13 protein-coding genes and 1 pseudogene are annotated in these 15,624 nt (G+C 73.6%); 10 read left to right on the top strand and 4 right to left on the bottom strand.

All coding sequences use genetic code 11. From position 1 onward, the window contains the following. The first annotated feature begins 23 nt into the window (after nt 1-23). The 8 genes from hutU to RGE_RS18575 all read left to right on the top strand — a co-directional run bounded on the left by hutU (nt 24) and on the right by RGE_RS18575 (nt 9,247). Nucleotides 24-1,715 (top strand): urocanate hydratase, encoded by a 1,692-nt coding sequence (gene hutU / locus RGE_RS18610; protein WP_014430003.1) that lies wholly within the window; start codon nt 24-26, stop codon nt 1,713-1,715. A gap of 2 nt (nt 1,716-1,717) precedes the next feature. Beyond that, complete coding sequence (gene hutH / locus RGE_RS18605) at nt 1,718-3,268, top strand: histidine ammonia-lyase (RefSeq protein ID WP_014430002.1); 1,551 nt, start codon at nt 1,718-1,720, stop codon at nt 3,266-3,268. Between the two features lie 104 nt (nt 3,269-3,372). Further along, the gene (locus RGE_RS18600; RefSeq protein ID WP_014430001.1) at nt 3,373-5,484 is read left to right on the top strand and encodes a putative bifunctional diguanylate cyclase/phosphodiesterase; all 2,112 of its coding nucleotides are present in this window, start codon (nt 3,373-3,375) and stop codon (nt 5,482-5,484) included. Between the two features lie 74 nt (nt 5,485-5,558). Further along, nucleotides 5,559-5,882: a BufA1 family periplasmic bufferin-type metallophore gene (locus RGE_RS18595; RefSeq protein WP_014430000.1), complete on the top strand. Its 324-nt coding sequence runs from the start codon at nt 5,559-5,561 to the stop codon at nt 5,880-5,882. Nucleotides 5,883-5,887: 5 nt separating this feature from the next. Continuing rightward, entirely contained in the window at nt 5,888-7,531 is a 1,644-nt protein-coding gene (gene bufB / locus RGE_RS23495) for an MNIO family bufferin maturase (RefSeq protein ID WP_014429999.1), read from the top strand. Further along, on the top strand, nt 7,528-7,983 hold the full coding sequence (locus tag RGE_RS18585) for a DoxX family protein (RefSeq protein WP_014429998.1): 456 nt from the start codon (nt 7,528-7,530) through the stop codon (nt 7,981-7,983). Before bufB ends, RGE_RS18585 begins: the two co-directional genes overlap by 4 nt. Further along, complete coding sequence (locus tag RGE_RS18580; protein WP_014429997.1) at nt 7,980-8,612, top strand: sigma-70 family RNA polymerase sigma factor; 633 nt, start codon at nt 7,980-7,982, stop codon at nt 8,610-8,612. Before RGE_RS18585 ends, RGE_RS18580 begins: the two co-directional genes overlap by 4 nt. Beyond that, nucleotides 8,609-9,247 (top strand): NrsF family protein, encoded by a 639-nt coding sequence (locus RGE_RS18575; protein WP_014429996.1) that lies wholly within the window; start codon nt 8,609-8,611, stop codon nt 9,245-9,247. Before RGE_RS18580 ends, RGE_RS18575 begins: the two co-directional genes overlap by 4 nt. A 28-nt stretch (nt 9,248-9,275) precedes the next feature. On the opposite strand, the pseudogene RGE_RS23800 reads toward RGE_RS18575, so the two are convergent. The 3 genes and pseudogenes from RGE_RS23800 to RGE_RS23795 all read right to left on the bottom strand — a co-directional run bounded on the left by RGE_RS23800 (nt 9,276) and on the right by RGE_RS23795 (nt 9,971). Beyond that, nucleotides 9,276-9,492: pseudogene (locus RGE_RS23800) on the bottom strand (cold-shock protein). 42 nt (nt 9,493-9,534) lie between these two features. Next, a complete protein-coding gene (gene infA, locus RGE_RS18570) occupies nt 9,535-9,801 on the bottom strand; it encodes a translation initiation factor IF-1 (RefSeq protein WP_014429995.1) in 267 nt (88 codons plus the stop codon). Beyond that, nucleotides 9,783-9,971, bottom strand: coding sequence for a hypothetical protein (locus RGE_RS23795; protein ID WP_014429994.1), 189 nt, complete (start codon nt 9,969-9,971; stop codon nt 9,783-9,785). Before RGE_RS23795 ends, infA begins: the two co-directional genes overlap by 19 nt. Before the next feature lie 480 nt (nt 9,972-10,451). Here RGE_RS23795 and RGE_RS18565 point away from each other — a divergent pair, with 480 nt between their 5' ends. Both RGE_RS18565 and RGE_RS18560 read left to right on the top strand, forming a co-directional pair. Continuing rightward, nucleotides 10,452-12,593, top strand: coding sequence for an EAL domain-containing protein (locus RGE_RS18565; RefSeq protein ID WP_014429993.1), 2,142 nt, complete (start codon nt 10,452-10,454; stop codon nt 12,591-12,593). 57 nt (nt 12,594-12,650) lie between these two features. Further along, nucleotides 12,651-14,768 carry an EAL domain-containing protein gene (locus RGE_RS18560; protein WP_148280230.1) on the top strand — a complete coding sequence of 706 codons (2,118 nt, stop codon included), beginning with the start codon at nt 12,651-12,653 and terminating at the stop codon, nt 14,766-14,768. Here RGE_RS18560 and RGE_RS18555 read toward each other — a convergent pair. Beyond that, complete coding sequence (locus RGE_RS18555) at nt 14,761-15,531, bottom strand: SDR family NAD(P)-dependent oxidoreductase (protein ID WP_014429991.1); 771 nt, start codon at nt 15,529-15,531, stop codon at nt 14,761-14,763. The genes RGE_RS18560 and RGE_RS18555 overlap by 8 nt on opposite strands. Nucleotides 15,532-15,624 lie beyond the last annotated feature (93 nt).

The following is a 15,624-nucleotide window of genomic DNA, read 5'->3' as shown; positions in this document are numbered from 1 at the left end:
CCCGAGTCGCCCAGGAGTCGCCCATGTCCGAGTCTTCCGCCCATCCCGCCGGCCCGCGCCCGGTGCGCTCGCCGCGCGGCACCACGCTGCACTGCGCCAACTGGCTGATCGAAGCCGCCTACCGCATGCTGCAGAACAACCTCGACCCCGAGGTGGCCGAGAACCCCGACGCGCTCGTCGTCTACGGCGGCATCGGCAAGGCGGCGCGCAACTGGCGTGCGTTCGAGACGCTGATCTCGACGCTGGAGCGGCTGAAGCCCGACGAGACGCTGCTCGTGCAGTCGGGCCAGCCGGCGGGCGTGTTCCGCACCCATGAAGACGCGCCGCGGGTGCTGATCGCCAACTCCAACCTCGTGCCGCGCTGGGCGACCTGGGAGCATTTCGACCGCCTCGACCGCGCCGGGCTGATGATGTACGGCCAGATGACCGCCGGCTCCTGGATCTACATCGGCAGCCAGGGCATCGTGCAAGGCACCTACGAGACCTTCGCCGAAGCCGGCCGCAAGCACTACGGCGGCAGCCTGGCCGGGCGCTGGATCCTCACCGCCGGCCTGGGCGGCATGGGCGGCGCGCAGCCGCTGGCGGCCAGCTTCGCCGGCGCCACCTCGCTGACCGTCGAATGCCAGCAGAGCCGCATCGACTTCCGCCTGCGCAGCCGCTACCTCGACGAGCAGGCCGCCGACCTCGACGATGCGCTGGCGCGCATCGCGCGCTACACGGCCGAAGGCCGCGCGGTGTCGATCGGTCTGCTGGGCAACGCCGCCGAAGTGCTGCCCGAGCTCGTGCGCCGCGGCGTGCGCCCCGACCTCGTCACCGACCAGACCAGCGCCCACGACCTCGTCAACGGCTACCTGCCGGCCGGCTGGACGGTCGAGCGCTGGCGCGCCGCGCAGGCCGACCCGGCACAGCACGCCGAACTGCGCGCCGCGGCAGCCGCCGGCTGCGCCGAGCACGTCAAGGCGATGCTCGCCTTCCACACGATGGGCGTGCCGACGGTCGACTACGGCAACAACATCCGCCAGGTCGCGCTCGATCAAGGTGTCGCCGACGCCTTCGCCTTCCCCGGTTTCGTGCCGGCCTACGTGCGGCCGCTGTTCTGCCGCGGCAAGGGGCCGTTCCGCTGGGCGGCGCTGTCGGGCGACCCGGAGGACATCCGCCGCACCGACGCCAAGCTGAAGGAACTGTTCCCCGAGGACGCGCACCTGCACCGCTGGCTGGACATGGCCGGCCAGCGCATCGCCTTCCAGGGCCTGCCGGCCCGCATCTGCTGGCTGGGCCTGGGCGAGCGCCACCGCGCCGGCCTGGCCTTCAACGAGATGGTGCGCAGCGGCGAACTCAAGGCGCCGATCGTCATCGGCCGCGACCACCTGGACAGCGGCTCGGTCGCCAGCCCCAACCGCGAGACCGAGGCGATGAAGGACGGCAGCGACGCCGTCAGCGACTGGCCGCTGCTCAACGCGCTGCTCAACACCGCCGGCGGCGCCACCTGGGTCAGCCTGCACCACGGCGGCGGCGTCGGCATGGGCTATTCGCAGCATTCGGGCGTGGTCATCGTCTGCGACGGCAGCCAAGCCGCCGACCGCCGCCTGGCGCGTGTGCTCTGGAACGACCCGGCCACCGGCGTGATGCGCCACGCCGACGCCGGTTACGAAGACGCCCAGGCCTGCGCCCGTGAACAAGGTCTGGACCTGCCGATGCTGGCCCAAGGAGTCTGACGATGCTGCTGCGACCCGGAGAACTCTCGCTCGACCAGCTGCAGGCGATCCACGCCGGCGGCCACAAGCTGATGATCGACCCGCAGGCGCTGCCCGGGCTGCGCGCCAGCGCCGCCGTCGTGCACGCCGCGGCCACCGGCGAGGCGCCGGTCTACGGCGTCAACACCGGCTTCGGCAAGCTGGCCAGCACGCGCATCGGCGAGGCCGACCTCGACACGCTGCAGCGCAACCTGATCCGCTCGCACAGCGTCGGCGTCGGCGAGCCGCTGCCGGCGCCGGTCGTGCGGCTGATGCTGGCGCTGAAGGCCGCCAGCCTGGCGCGCGGCTTCTCGGGCGTGCGCCCGGTGGTCGTCGACACGCTGCTGGCGGTGCACGACGCGGGCCTCGTGCCCTGGGTGCCGGCGCAAGGCTCGGTCGGCGCCTCGGGCGACCTGGCGCCGCTGGCGCACATGACGCTGGCGCTGCTCGGCGAAGGCGAGTTCCTCGTCGACGAAGGCGGGCGCGCCCTGCGCCGCCCGGCCGCTGAGGTTCTGGCCGCCGCCGGCATCACGCCGCTGACGCTGGCCGCCAAGGAAGGCCTGGCGCTGATCAACGGCACGCAGACCAGCACCGCGCTGGCGCTGCACGCGCTGTTCTCGTTCGAGCCGGTGCTGGAGTCGGCGCTGGTGATCGGCGCGCTGACGGTCGACGCCGCACGCGGCAGCGACGGCCCGTTCGACCCGCGCATCCACGCGCTGCGTGGCCAGCCGGGCCAGATCGACGTCGCCGAGGTCTACCGCCGGCTGCTGGCCGGCAGCGGCATCCGCGCCAGCCATGTCGACGGCGATGATCGCGTGCAGGACCCGTACTGCCTGCGCTGCCAGCCGCAGGTCGTCGGCGCCTGCCTGGACCAGCTGCGCCACGCCGCGCTGGTGCTGCTGCGCGAGGCCAATGCCGTGACCGACAACCCGCTGGTGTTCGCCGAAGACGGCGCGCTGGTCTCGGGCGGCAACTTCCACGCCGAGCCGGTGGCCCTGGCCGCCGACGCGATGGCCACCGCGATCGCCGAGGTCGGTGCGATCGCCGAGCGCCGCATCGCGATGCTGATCGACGCGAACGTCTCGCGCCTGCCGCCTTTTCTGGCGCGCGAGCCGGGGCTCAACAGCGGCTTCATGATCGCCCACGTCACCGCGGCGGCGCTGGCTTCGGAGAACAAGTCGCTGGCGCACCCGGCCAGCGTCGACAGCCTGCCGACCAGCGCCAACCAGGAGGACCACGTCTCGATGGCCACCTTCGCGGCGCGCCGGCTGCAGCCGATGATCGCCAACGTCGCGCGCATCCTCGGCATCGAGTGGCTGGCTGCGGCGCAGGGCATCGAGTTCCTGCGCCCGCTGGCGAGCTCCGAGCCGCTGGAGGCCGCGCACGCGCTGCTGCGCGCGGGCAGCCCGGCGATCGACGTCGACCGCTACCTGGCGCCCGACATCGAGCACGCCAGCGCGCTGGTCGCCGACGGCGCTTTGGGCCGCATCCTGCACACGCTGCGCGGCCTGCCGCCGCTGTGGACGCCGGCCTGAGGCCTAAAGGATCGCGGCGGCGGGCCGATTAACCGGTCTGGCGCCGGCTGCCCGGCGGGTGGCGGCGTGCCCCCCGCGGCGGCGGGCGCGCCGGAGACCTACCCGTGTCCACTGCACGCCGCCTCTCGCTGCCGTTGCGTCCCGCCGGGACGCGGCGCCAGCGTTCCCCGGGTTGTCCGTACCCGGACACGCCCTGCGCGCCGGCCACGCTGGAGCCGCTGGACCTGCTGCACACGCCGGTCTGGATCTTCGACATCGACCGCCGGCGTGTGGTCTGGGCCAATCTCGCGGCGCTGGAGATCTGGCGTGCCGACAGCCGCGAGGCGCTGGCCGAACGCGATCTGGGCCGCGACATGTCGACCACGGTGGCGGCGCGCCTGGCGCAGTACCAGGCCGACTTCGAGTCGCACGGTGCGGTCTTCAACGAGCAGTGGACGCTGTTCCCGCAAGGCGAGCCGGTGGCGCTGCAGGTGCAGCTCAGCGGCTGGCGGCTCGACGACGGCCGCATGGCGATGCTCTGCGAAGGCCGGCCGATCGAGCACACGACGCCGGAGTCGCTGCGCGCCGTCGACGCGCTGCTGCACACGCCGATGATGATCTCGCTGCACGCGCTGGACGGGCGCGCGCTGTACCGCAACCCGGCGGCGCGTGCCTCGGTGCGCCGCGCCGACGAGAGCCTGTGCGAGCGCTTCGCCGACGCCGAGGCGCTGGCGGCGCTGCAGCGCCGGCTCGAAGACGAAGGCGAGGCGACGCTGACGATGGCCGTGCACACCGCGGCCGGACCGCGCTGGCACGAGGTCTCGGCGCGCCGCCGCCGCGACGCCGTCACCGGCGCCGAGGTGCTGCTGCTCGGCGAGACCGACGTCACGCCGCTCAAGCAGAGCGAGGCCCAGGCGCGTTTCATGTCCGAGCACGACGGCCTGACGCAGCTGCCCAACCGTGCCGCGGCGCAGGCGCACTTCCGCCGTCTCGTCGACATGGTGCGCGGCGCGCCGGCCGAGCGGCCGCTGAAAGCCGCGGTCGTGCTGATCGACCTGGACCACTTCAAGGACGTCAACGACTCCTGGGGCCACGCCGCCGGCGACGAGCTGCTGGTGCAGGTGGCCGCACGCCTGGCCGGCGCCGTGCGCCGCGACGACCTCGTCGCACGGTTCGGCGGCGACGAGTTCCTGATCCTGCTCGCCGCGCCCGAGCCGCGGCGCGAGGTGGCGCGCATCCACGCCCGGCTGCGCGAACGGCTGGCGCGGCCGTTCGAGCTGGGCAGCGTGCAGGCGCGTGTCGCGGCCACCGTCGGCGCCAGCGTCTTCCCCGACGACGGCGAGGACTTCGAGCGCCTGCTGCAGCACGCCGACCTGGCGATGTACCGCGGCAAGGCCGAGGGCCGCGACGCGCTGGCCTTCTACGAGGCCGACATGAGCGTCACGCTGCAGGCGCGCACGCGGCTCGAGCAGGAGCTGCGCCCGGCGCTGGAGCGCCACGAGTTCGAGCTGTTCTACCAGCCGCGTGTCAGCGCCGGCACGGCGCGCATCGTCGGCGCCGAGGCGCTGCTGCGCTGGCGCCATCCGCAGCGCGGCTGGGTCATGCCCGACGAGTTCATCCCGGTCTGCGAAGCCACCGGGCTGATGCGCGAGCTGGGCCGCCGCGCCTTCGAGATGGCGGCGCGCCAGCAGGCCGGCTGGTGGGCGGCAGGGCGACGGCTGAAGCTGTCGGTCAACCTCTCGCCCTGCGAGTTCGAGGACCCGTGGCTGCTGGAGGAGATCCAGTCCGTGCTGCGCGACACCGGCTGCCCGCCGCAGGCGCTGGAGATCGAGATCACCGAGTCGATGCTGGTCGCCGAGGGCGAACGCACGACGCGCGTGGTGGAGGGCCTGCGCGCGCTCGGGCTGTCGGTCGCGCTGGACGACTTCGGCATCGGCTATTCGCACCTGGCCTATCTGCAGCGTCTGCCGTTCACGTCGCTGAAGATCGACCGCCGTTTCGTGCAGGCACCGCCGCAGGAGCGGCCGGTGGCCGAGGCCATCGTCGGTCTGTGCCGGGCGATGAAGCTTCACCCGGTGGCCGAGGGCGTCGAGACCGAGGCCCAGCGGCACTGGCTGGAGGAACTCGGCGTCGCCGAGTTCCAGGGCTGGCTGTTCGCGCCGGCGCTGCCGCGGGAGCGCTTCGAGGCGCTGCTCGACGGCGGCACGCTGCGCACGCCCCCCGCGGACCGGGTGTAACCGCCGGGCGACTTCGTTCGTATGGCAGGGAGCGCCGCTTCGGCGTGTCTGCCACCACCGACGAAGGATTCCCGATGAACACCCACGTTTCGCTTCCCGCCGCCACGCTGGCCCTCGCGCTGGGCGCCGCGCTGAACCTCGCCGCCGCACCGGCCCAGGCCGCCGAGGCCGGCGCCAAGGAGAAGTGCTACGGCGTCGCGATGAAGGGCCACAACGACTGCGCCGCCGGCCCCGGCACCACCTGCGCCGGCACCTCGCGCACCGAGCACCAGGGCAACGCCTGGTCCTACGTGCCCGCCGGCACCTGCGAGAAGACGATGTCCAAGACCTCGCCGACCGGCTTCGGCCAGACCATGCCGTTCAAGGAGAAGGCCAAGGAGATGGGCAAGGAAATGTGAGCGCCATGCACGCCCGCCTGGCCGGCCTCGGCTTCAAGCCCCAGCACGCTGGCGCGCTGCTGGCCGGCGAGGCCGTGGTCGACTTCCTCGAAGTGCACGCCGAGAACTACATGGTCGACGGCGGCCCGCGGCTGCGCCTGCTCGAGCGCCTGCGCGAGCGCTGGCCGCTGTCGATCCATGGCGTCGGGCTGTCGCTGGGCGGGCTGAAGCCGCCCGATGCGGCGCACCTGGCGCGGCTGGCCGCGATGGTGCGGCGCTTCGAGCCGCGCTGGGTGTCCGAGCACCTGGCCTGGTCGGCGCACGGCGGCGTCTGTTTTCCCGACCTGCTGCCGCTGGTCTACGACGAGGCCGCGCTGGCGCGGGTCGCCGCGCACGTCGACCGGCTGCAGCAGGCGCTGGGGCGGCAGGTGCTGATCGAGAACCCCAGCACCTACCTGGAGTTCGACGCCAGCGTCATCGCAGAAGGCGAGTTCCTCGCCGAGCTCGTGCGGCGCACCGGCTGCGGCCTGCTGCTGGACCTGAACAACGCCTGGGTGAGCGCGGTCAACCACGGCCGCGACGCGTGGGCGCTGGTGGCCGCGCTGCCACCGTCGGCCGTCGGCGAGATCCATCTGGCCGGCTGCGCCGTGCAGCAGGACGCCGCCGGCGCGCCGCTGCTGATCGACGACCACGGTTCGCCCGTCGCCGACCCGGTCTGGGCGCTGTACCGGCGCACGCTGGCGCACCTGGGGCCGGTGCCGACGCTGATCGAACGCGACCACGAGGTGCCGCCGCTGGCCGTGCTGGCCGCCGAGGCGGCGCAGGCCCGGCGCCTGCTGGCCGAGGTCGCGCCGGCGGCCGCCGTGGGCGCCGCCGCGGGCCGTGTGCCGAGACGCGCGCCCGCCGTCGAGCCGCAGCCGGCGCTGGCCGCCGCGCTGCTGGACCCGGCCGCGGCGCCGCCGGCCGGCCTGCGCGCCTGGAACGGCTCGGACCCCGGCGTGCGCCTGGCCGTGCACCGCCACAACGTCGCCGCCGCCTGGGTGCGGGCGCTGGCCGACGGGTTCCCGGTCGTGCGCCGCCTGGTCGGCGAGCCCTTCTTCGACGCCATGGCGCTGGATTTCGCGCGCCGCGAGCCGCCGCGCGGCCCGGTGCTGGGCGACTGGGGCGACGGCTTCGCCGCGGCGATCGAGGCCTACGGGCCGGCGCGCGGGCTGCCCTGGCTGGCCGAGGTCGCGAGGCTGGAGCGCGCGCGTGTGCGCGCCGCGCTGGCCGCCGACGCCGCGCCGCTGCCCGCGCCTGCCGTGCAGGCCTGGCTGGAGCGGCCGCAGGCGCTGCCCGACGCCCGACTGCAGCTGCATCCGTCGCTGGCCGTGCTGCGTTTCGATTACGCGGCGCTGTCGATCTGGGCGGCGCACCAGGGCGAGCTGCCCGAGTCCATGGCCACCGACGGCCCCGAGGCCGCATTGGTGCTGCGCGATACCGCCGACGCCGTGCTGACGCTGGCCGTCGACGCGGCGACCGCCGTTTTCTGCGCTGCACTGGCCGAGGGGCGGCCGCTGGGCCAGGCGGCGGCCGAAGCCGGCGCCGGGCTGGACCTGGTGGCGGCGCTGGCGCTGCTGCTGCGCCACGCAGCCGTGGTCGGCTGGCAAGACGCCCGGGAGGCGGCATGAAAGCGCCTGAAGCCGTCGAGGCCGTCGTGCAACTGCTGGCGCGCGTGGCGCTCGCCGGCCTGTTCTGGCGCTCGGGCCAGACCAAGGTGGAGGGTTTCGTGCTCGACCTGGCCGAGGGTCGGTTCGAGCCCGGCTGGCCGCGGCTCGCGCCGCAGGCCGTCGACCTGTTCCGCGACGAGTACCGGCTGCCGCTGCTGCCGCCCGAGGCGGCCGCGGTACTGGCCGCCGGCGCAGAACACCTGCTGCCGCTGCTGCTCGTGCTCGGGCTGGGCACCCGCGGCGCGGCAGCGGGCCTGCTGGGCATGACCGCCGTGATCCAGTTCTTCGTCTACCCCGGCGCCTGGCCGACGCACGGCACCTGGGCCGCGGCGCTGGCCTGGCTGGTGTTGCGTGGCGCCGGTCCCGCATCGCTGGACGCGCTGATCGTGCGCCGGCGCGCGGTGAACACATGAGCGCGACGGACCTGATGCGCCCCGGCTGGGCCGGCACCGAGAATCGGCGCGTGCTGCCGCCCGCCGCCCCGCCCGCCCCGCCGCCCGACGACGAGTTCGAGCGCCGCATCGCGCCGCCGTGGCGGCGGGCGCACGACGGCGACGAGGCCGCCTACCGCGAGGCGCTGACGCTGGCCGCGGCGCGGCTGCGCGCCTATCTGCGCCGGCGGCTGGCGGCGCGGCCCGACGAGGTCGAGGACCTGGTGCAGGAGACGCTGCTGGCGCTGCACCTGTACCGCGGCACCTGGGATCCGTCGTTGCCGGTGGCGGGCTGGATGCTGGCGATCGCGCGCCACAAGCTGATCGACCACCTGCGCCGCCACGGCCGTCGCGAGGCGCTGCACGATCCGCTGGACGAGGTCGGCGACGAGCTCGCGGCCCCCGAGGCCGAGCCCGGCACGGGGCGCGACCTGGAGCGGCTGCTCCAGGCTTTGCCCGAGGCGCAGCGGGCGGCCATCGTGCTGACGCGGCTGGAGGGCCTGTCGGTGATCGAGGCGGCACAACGCACCGGCGCCAGCGAGTCGGCGATCAAGGTTCAGGTGCACCGCGGGCTCAAGCGGCTCGCGGCGCTGGTGAGGAGAACGGGATGAAGACCGAGCAGTGGATCGAACTGCTGGCCAGCGGCGCCGGACCGGCGCCGCGCGGTGTTGCCGCCTGGCGGCTGTCGTCGGCGCTGGCCGCGGGCCTGGCGGCCAGCATCGGTGTCGCGGTGCTGGGCCTGGGGGCGGTTCCCGGCGCGATGTACGCGACGCCGACGCCGTGGTTCAAGCTGGCCTACGCCGGCGCGCTGGTGGCGGCGGCGGCCTGGCTGGCGTCGAAACTGGCTCGGCCGCTGGTCGCCGGCGCTTGGCCACCGGCCCTGGCCGTGGCCTCGGTCGTGGTGCTGGCGTCGGTGATCGGGTTCGCGGACTGGTGGCAGACCCCCGCGGCGGCGCGCCTGCCGGCGCTGTTCGGCCACTCGTCGTGGTCGTGTCCGGTGGTGGTGCTGTTGCTGTCGCTGCCGGCGCTGGGCGCCACCTTGTGGGCCTTGCGCGGGCTGGCGCCGACGCGGCCGCGTGCGGCAGGCGCTGCGGCCGGCCTCGCGGCCGGAGCCGCGGGCGCGTTCGGTTATGCGCTGTCGTGCACCGAGCCGGCGATTTCGTTCTCGGCGCTCTGGTACACGCTGGGCATGGCAGCCAGCGCCGCGCTGGGTGCGCTGCTCGGCGCACGCACGCTGCGCTGGTGAGGCCGCCGAACGGCGGCGCTCGAAGGCCTCAGATCGCGCGGATGCGCGAAGCTTGCGGGCCCTTCTGGCCTTGCGTCACTTCGAACTCGACGCGCTGGTTCTCGGCCAGGGTCTTGAAGCCCGTGCCCTGGATTTCCTTGAAGTGGGCGAACAGGTCCTTGCCGCCGGCGTCCGGCGTCCGGCGTGATGAAGCCGTAGCCCTTGCTTTCGTTGAACCACTTCACGGTTCCGGTTTCGGTCGTCATGTCTTCTTTCCTTTCGGTTGGTCAGTACGGGGTGGATCGCTCTCAGCGACGCGATCCGTGAGTCGGGGCGGGGGCCGGCCCCGCACGCCGCTCGAGGTGGCGGAACGTGATGCGGCCCTTGCTGAGGTCGTAAGGCGAGAGTTCCAGCGACACGCTGTCTCCCGCCAGGATGCGGATGTGATGCTTGCGCATCTTGCCGCCGGTGTAGGCGACGAGCTGGTGCCCGTTGTCCAGCGTCACGCGGAATCGCGAGTCCGGGAGGATCTCGTCGACCACGCCGCGCATCTCGATCAGTTCTTCCTTGGCCATGGGTGCTCCTGTTCCGTGTCGATGGCGGCGTCCCGGTCCTGGGTCCGGGCCACCCAGGCCAGGCCTTCGGTGGTCGCGTGGTGGGCGGCGGCGTCGCGTGTGGTGAATCGGGGCAGCAGGCGCAGCACGCGGTCATGCGTGGCGCGGCCGCTGCCGCTGCGGATGGACACCGAGGCGGCATAGCCGTCGGTGTCGTGTCGGGTCAGGGGCGAAACCGTGTATCGCCCGACCTGGATCGGTGTGTGGATGAAGGTCCTTCGGTGGGCCGGAGCGGGCCGGCCCGGTATTGCAAAAGCCGCGCGAGGGCGCGACGACGAACGATCGGGGTGGAGCCTGCAGGGGTATTCGCTGCGGGCCCGGCGCGGTCCGAGAAGGGACTCGGCGAGGGGAGGGGGATCAGGCCTCGGTCTCGGCGCAGCGTGTCGGCTGGCAGGCAGCGGGGACACGTTGGGGCGAGGCGCACCGCGCATTGTCGCACACCTGCCTGCCGCGCGTGGTCCGACTGTTGCCGCGCCGCGTCCCCGGGCGCAGCGCGCCGGTCGCGGGTGCCGGGGCGTGACGCAATTCACGCCGCTGCGTTGAAGCCCCCGGAGCCTGGGTCGAAATCACGTTGGACGGCGTCCGACGCGCCGGGAACGCCGACGCCCCAGATGCCCGCCGAGCCCCCTTGCCACACGACGTACCGCGCCGGCGCGCTCGTCGCGGTACGCGACGCCTACGTCGTGCTGCTGCCGATCTCGCTGTTCGGCGTCGTGGCCACGCTGCTCGGTCACTTCCCGATCCCGGCCGTGCGCGCCTGGCTCGAGAGCCGGCCGGGCCGCGGCTGGACCGACACCGCCGACGCGGTCGTGCAATCGACCTGGGGCGTGCTCGGCCTGGCGCTGGCGGTGACCATCGCCGCGATGGTCGCGCAGCGCGCGCCCCGCGGTCGCTCGCGAGAGCCGCTGCCGTCGATCTGGGTGGCGATCAGCGCGCTCGTCAACTTCACGCTCTGCGCCAGCGCCACCGGCCCGGTGACGCTGCAGTCCTTCGGCCAGGGCTCGATGCTGACCGGCATCATCGTCGGCCTGGCGACGCCGGCGCTGCTGCGCCCGCTGGCCGACTGGACCCCGATGCGCCGCCTGGCGATCGGCTACGACAGCAACCCGGTCTTCTATCACGCGACCCGGCTGACGCTGCCGATGGCTGCGCTGGGCCTGCTGGCCAAGGCCCTGGCCGAACTCGTGTGGCACCTGCCGCGGCCTGACCTGCGCTGGCTGCCCGAACTCGCCGCGCGCCTGGACGCCGACTGGGTGCTGACGCCGCTGGCCGTCGCGGCCAACCAGCTGCTGTGGTTCTTCGGCGTGCACGGCGGCAAGGTGCTGGAGTCGCACCTGGGCTTCCTGTTCACGCTGGCCGGCGAGCCGGTCGTGCACGACCGCGTGCCGCGCGTGCTGATCGACAACTTCGTGCACCTCGGCGGCTCGGGCGCGACGCTGGGGCTGCTGCTGGCGCTGGCGGTCGTCGCGCGCGACGGCCAGAACCGGCGCCTGGTGCAGCTGTCGTGGCTGCCGGCCGTCTTCAACGTCAACGAGCTGCTGATGTTCGGCCTGCCGCTGGTGCTGAACCCGCGTTTCGTCCTGCCCTTCCTGGCCGCGCCGCTGGCGCTGACGCTGCCGCCGCTGGTCGCGCTGCACGCCGGCTGGATCGAGCTGCTGCCGGTGCAGATCCCGTGGACGACGCCGCTGCTGCTGTCGGGCTGGTGGCTCACCGGCTCCTGGGTCGGCGTCGCGCTGCAGGCGCTGGGCCTGGCGCTGTCGACGGCGATCTACCTGCCCTTCGTCCGCCGCAACGAGGCCGAGCGACTGGCCGAGCGCCTGGACGCCTTCCAGCACGCCAGCGCGGTCATCGCCAGCGACGTGCCGCGCGCGGACGCGCCGCTGCGCCGCAGCGACCACGTCGGCGTCATCGCGCGCGGCCTGCTGCACGACCTGGAGCGCGCGATCGGCACGCCGGCGCTGTCGCTGGTCTACCAGCCGCAGCACCGGCTCGACGGCACGGTGGTCGGCGTCGAGGCGCTGCTGCGCTGGCAGCACCCGGGCTACGGCGCGGTGCGCACCGACGTCGCGATCGCGCTGGCCGAGCAGGGCGCGGTCATCGGCCCGCTGGGCGCCTGGGTCATCGACGAGGCCTGCGCCCGCAAGGCGCAGTGGAACGCGCTCGGCCTGCAGGCGCTGACGATGTCGGTCAACGTCTCGCCGCTGCAGCTGTCGCAGCCGGGGCTGCACCGCACGGTGGCCGAGGCGCTGAAGCGCCACCGCCTGCGGCCGGGTGAACTCGAGCTGGAGATCACCGAGAGCCGCGGCATCCCGGTGGGCGACGTCGCCGACGAGAACCTCGCGCGCCTGGACGCGCTGGGCGTCGGCCTGGCGATGGACGACTTCGGCATGGGCCACGCGTCGCTGCTGCACCTCAAGCGCTTCCGCGTCGCGGCGATCAAGGTCGACGGCTCGCTCAGCCGCGACGTGATGGCGCACCCGGTCAGCGCCGACATCATCCGCGCCATCGCGACGCTGGGCCACACCGGCGGCGCGCGCGTCATCGCCGAGTTCGTCGAGACGCGCGAGCAGCGCGACCGCCTGGCGGCGCTGGGCTGCGACGTCTTCCAGGGTTATCTGTACAGCCCGGCGCTGCCGGCCGACGCCTGCCTGGCGCATCTGCAGCGCAGCTGGGCGTGCGACCGGGCCGAGACCGACTCGCCGCAGCGCGAAAGCCGTGAACCAAGTCACGGTTTGCCGCCCGGGATGTTGTAACTAGAAGCAACAATCGACTTCGGCGGGCCGTCCAGCACGATGCTGCGCCGCCTGCCGATGCCCGTAGACCGACCTCCCGCCCACAAGCTCTGCACCGCCTGGATCGAGGCGATCCGCGACGCCTTCGTCGTGCTGCTGCCGCTGACGCTGTTCGGCGTCGTCGCGACGGTCATCGTGCAGTTCCCGTGGCCGATCGGCCGGGCGTGGATGGCGCAGAGCTTCGGCCCCGGCTGGGCCTCGGCGGCCGAAGACATCGTGCGTTCGACCTGGGGCGTACTCGGGCTGGCGCTGGCGATCACCGTCGCTGCGATGCTCGCGCAGCGGGCGCCGCGCCACCCCGGCCGCGAGCCGCTGCCGCCGATCTGGGTGGCGATCTCGGCCCTCGTGAACTTCATGCTCTGCGTCGGCCCGGCCGGCCCGCTGACGACGCAGGCGCTGGGCTCGGCTTCGATCCTGACCGGCATCGCCGTCGGCCTGGCGACGCCGACGCTGCTGTGGCCGCTGGCCCGGTGGCGGCCGCTGGCGCGGCTGGCCGTCGGCTACGACAGCAACCCGGTCTTCTTCCATGCGATCCGGCTGACGCTGCCGATCGCCGTGCTCGGCGTGGCCGTCAAGCTGGCCGCCGACTTCGCCTGGCGCTTCCCGCTGTCGGTGGCCGGCTGGCCCGAAGCGATCCAGCGCTGGCTCGGCTCGCGCCTGGACGCCGACTGGATCATGACCCCGGCGCTGACCTTGCTGCACCAGGTGCTGTGGCTGTTCGGCGTGCCGGGCGGCAAGGTCGTCAACACCCATTTCCCGGCCTGGCTGACGAACGCGGGCACGCCGCCGTCGCACGACCACGTGCTGCTGCCGCTGCTCACCGGCTTCGTGCACCTCGGCGGTTCCGGGGCGACGATGGGCCTGCTGATCGCGATGGCCATCGCCGTGCGCGACGGGCCGACGCGGCGGCTGGCGCAGCTCTCGTGGCTGCCGGCGCTGTTCAACGTCAACGAGCTGCTGCTGTTCGGGCTGCCGCTGGTGCTCAACCCGCGCTTCGTGCTGCCCTTCCTGCTGCTGCCGGTGCTGCTGACCCTGCCGCCGCTGATCGCGTTGCACGCCGGCTGGCTGACGCTGCTGCCGGTGCAGATCCCGTGGACGACGCCGGTGCTGGTGTCGGGCTGGCTGCTCACCGGCTCCTGGGTCGGCGTGGCGCTGCAGTTGCTGGGGCTGGTGATCTCGACCCTCGTCTACCTGCCGTTCGTGCGCCGCAACGAGGCCGAGCGCCAGGCCCGGCGCGTGCTGGAGTTCCACGACGCCTCGTCGGCGATCGTCGCCGACGGCCAGCGCGCCGACTCGCCACTGCGCCGCGCCGACCACGTCGGCGTCATCGCCCGCGGGCTGTTGCAGGACCTGGAACGTTCGATCGGCACGCCGGGGCTGTGGCTGGCCTACCAGCCGCAGCATGCGCTGGACGGCCGGGCGATCGGCGTCGAGGCGCTGCTGCGCTGGACGCACCCGGGCTACGGCGCGGTGCGCACCGACGTCGCGATCGCGCTGGCCGAGCAGGGCGGGCTGATCTCGCGCCTGGGCGAACGTGTGCTCGACGAAGCCTGCGCCTGCAAGGCGCGCTGGAACGAACGCGGGCTCGAGGCGCTGACGATGTCGGTCAACGTCTCGCCGCAGCAGCTCGGCGAGCCGGGGTTGGCCGACACCGTGGCCCGGGTGCTGCATCGCCACGGCCTGCGGCCCGGCGAACTCGAGATCGAGATCACCGAGAGCAGCGGCATCCCGGTCAGCCGGGTCGCCGACGACAACCTCGCCGGGCTGGAGGCGCTGGGCGTGCGCCTGGCGATGGACGACTTCGGCATGGGCCACGCCTCGCTGCTGCACCTGCGGCGCTTTCGCGTCTCGGCGATCAAGATCGACGGCTCGCTGAGCCGCGACGTGATGGCGCACCCGGTCAGCGCCGACATCATCCGCGCCATCGCCGCGCTGGGCCACACCAGCGGCGCGCGCGTCATCGCCGAGTTCGTCGAGACGCGCGAGCAGCGCGACCGCCTGGCCGCGCTGGGCTGCAGCGTCTTCCAGGGCTATCTGCACAGCCGGGCGCTGCCGGCCGAGGACTGCCTGGACTACCTGCTCGACGCCCGGCGGCACGACGCCGCCCGGGCGAGTGCGGACTCCGACTTCAGATGAACATGCCGCCCGAGGCCTCGATGCGCTGGCCGGTGATCCAGCCCGACTCGTCGGCCAGCAGCGCGCTGATCGCGCCGCCGATGTCTTCGGGCCGGCCGACACGGCCGAGCGCGGTCTGCGACGCGACGTAGGCGTTGAGCTGGGCGTTGTCGCGCACCGCGCCGCCGCCGAAGTCGGTCTCGATCGCGCCCGGCGCCAGCGTGTTGACGCGGATGCCGCGGGCGCCCAGTTCCTTGGCCAGATAACGCGTCAGCACCTCGACCGCGCCCTTCATCGTCGCGTAGGCGGCGTAACCGGGCAGCGCGAAACGCGTCAGGCCGCTGGAGACGTGCAGGATGCGCGCGCCGTCGGCCAGCAGCGGCAGCAGCGCCTGGGTCAGGAAGAACGGGCCCTTCAGGTGCACGTTCATCAGCGCGTCGAAATCGGCCTTGCGCGTCTCGGCGAAGCTCGCGTGCACGCCGAAACCGGCGTTGTGCACGACGGCGTCCAGCGTCGGGCGGCCGATGCCGTCGGCCAGTGCACCGCGCAGCGCCTCGACGAAGGCCGGGAAGCGGGCGACGTCGCCGGCGTCGAACTGCAGCGCCGCCGCGCGCCGGCCCAGCGCACGCACCTCGGCGGCCACGGCCTCGGCTTCGTCGGCGCGGCTGTGGAAGGTGAAGACGAGGTCCCAGCCGGCGCGGGCCAGCTGCAGCACGGCGTCGCGGCCGAGGCCGCGGCTGCCGCCGGTGACGAGCGCGGTGCGGGGAGTGGAGAGCGTGTTCATCGTGGGCGTCCTGTCGGTGGGAGGCGGCGTGGCGCCGCGGTGAATCCACTTTAGGTGTTCGCTCCGGCTGGATAAATGGCGTTGAATCGGCAA

Source organism: Rubrivivax gelatinosus IL144, assembly GCF_000284255.1.
Taxonomy (GTDB): Bacteria; Pseudomonadota; Gammaproteobacteria; order Burkholderiales; family Burkholderiaceae_C; genus Rubrivivax; species Rubrivivax gelatinosus_A.
This window is presented reverse-complemented; position numbering and strand designations above follow the sequence as displayed.

Bases quoted from the DNA above. Each gene is read 5' to 3' on its own strand.
- infA (WP_014429995.1), bottom strand. From the start codon at position 9,801: ATGGCCAAGGAAGAACTGATCGAGATGCGCGGCGTGGTCGACGAGATC.
- RGE_RS18565 (WP_014429993.1), top strand. From the start codon at position 10,452: ATGCCCGCCGAGCCCCCTTGCCACACGACGTACCGCGCCGGCGCGCTC.
- RGE_RS18585 (WP_014429998.1), top strand. From the start codon at position 7,528: ATGAAAGCGCCTGAAGCCGTCGAGGCCGTCGTGCAACTGCTGGCGCGC.
- hutU (WP_014430003.1), top strand. From the start codon at position 24: ATGTCCGAGTCTTCCGCCCATCCCGCCGGCCCGCGCCCGGTGCGCTCG.
- RGE_RS18555 (WP_014429991.1), bottom strand. From the start codon at position 15,531: ATGAACACGCTCTCCACTCCCCGCACCGCGCTCGTCACCGGCGGCAGC.
- RGE_RS18580 (WP_014429997.1), top strand. From the start codon at position 7,980: ATGAGCGCGACGGACCTGATGCGCCCCGGCTGGGCCGGCACCGAGAAT.
- hutH (WP_014430002.1), top strand. From the start codon at position 1,718: ATGCTGCTGCGACCCGGAGAACTCTCGCTCGACCAGCTGCAGGCGATC.
- bufB (WP_014429999.1), top strand. From the start codon at position 5,888: ATGCACGCCCGCCTGGCCGGCCTCGGCTTCAAGCCCCAGCACGCTGGC.
- RGE_RS18595 (WP_014430000.1), top strand. From the start codon at position 5,559: ATGAACACCCACGTTTCGCTTCCCGCCGCCACGCTGGCCCTCGCGCTG.
- RGE_RS18575 (WP_014429996.1), top strand. From the start codon at position 8,609: ATGAAGACCGAGCAGTGGATCGAACTGCTGGCCAGCGGCGCCGGACCG.
- RGE_RS18560 (WP_148280230.1), top strand. From the start codon at position 12,651: ATGCCCGTAGACCGACCTCCCGCCCACAAGCTCTGCACCGCCTGGATC.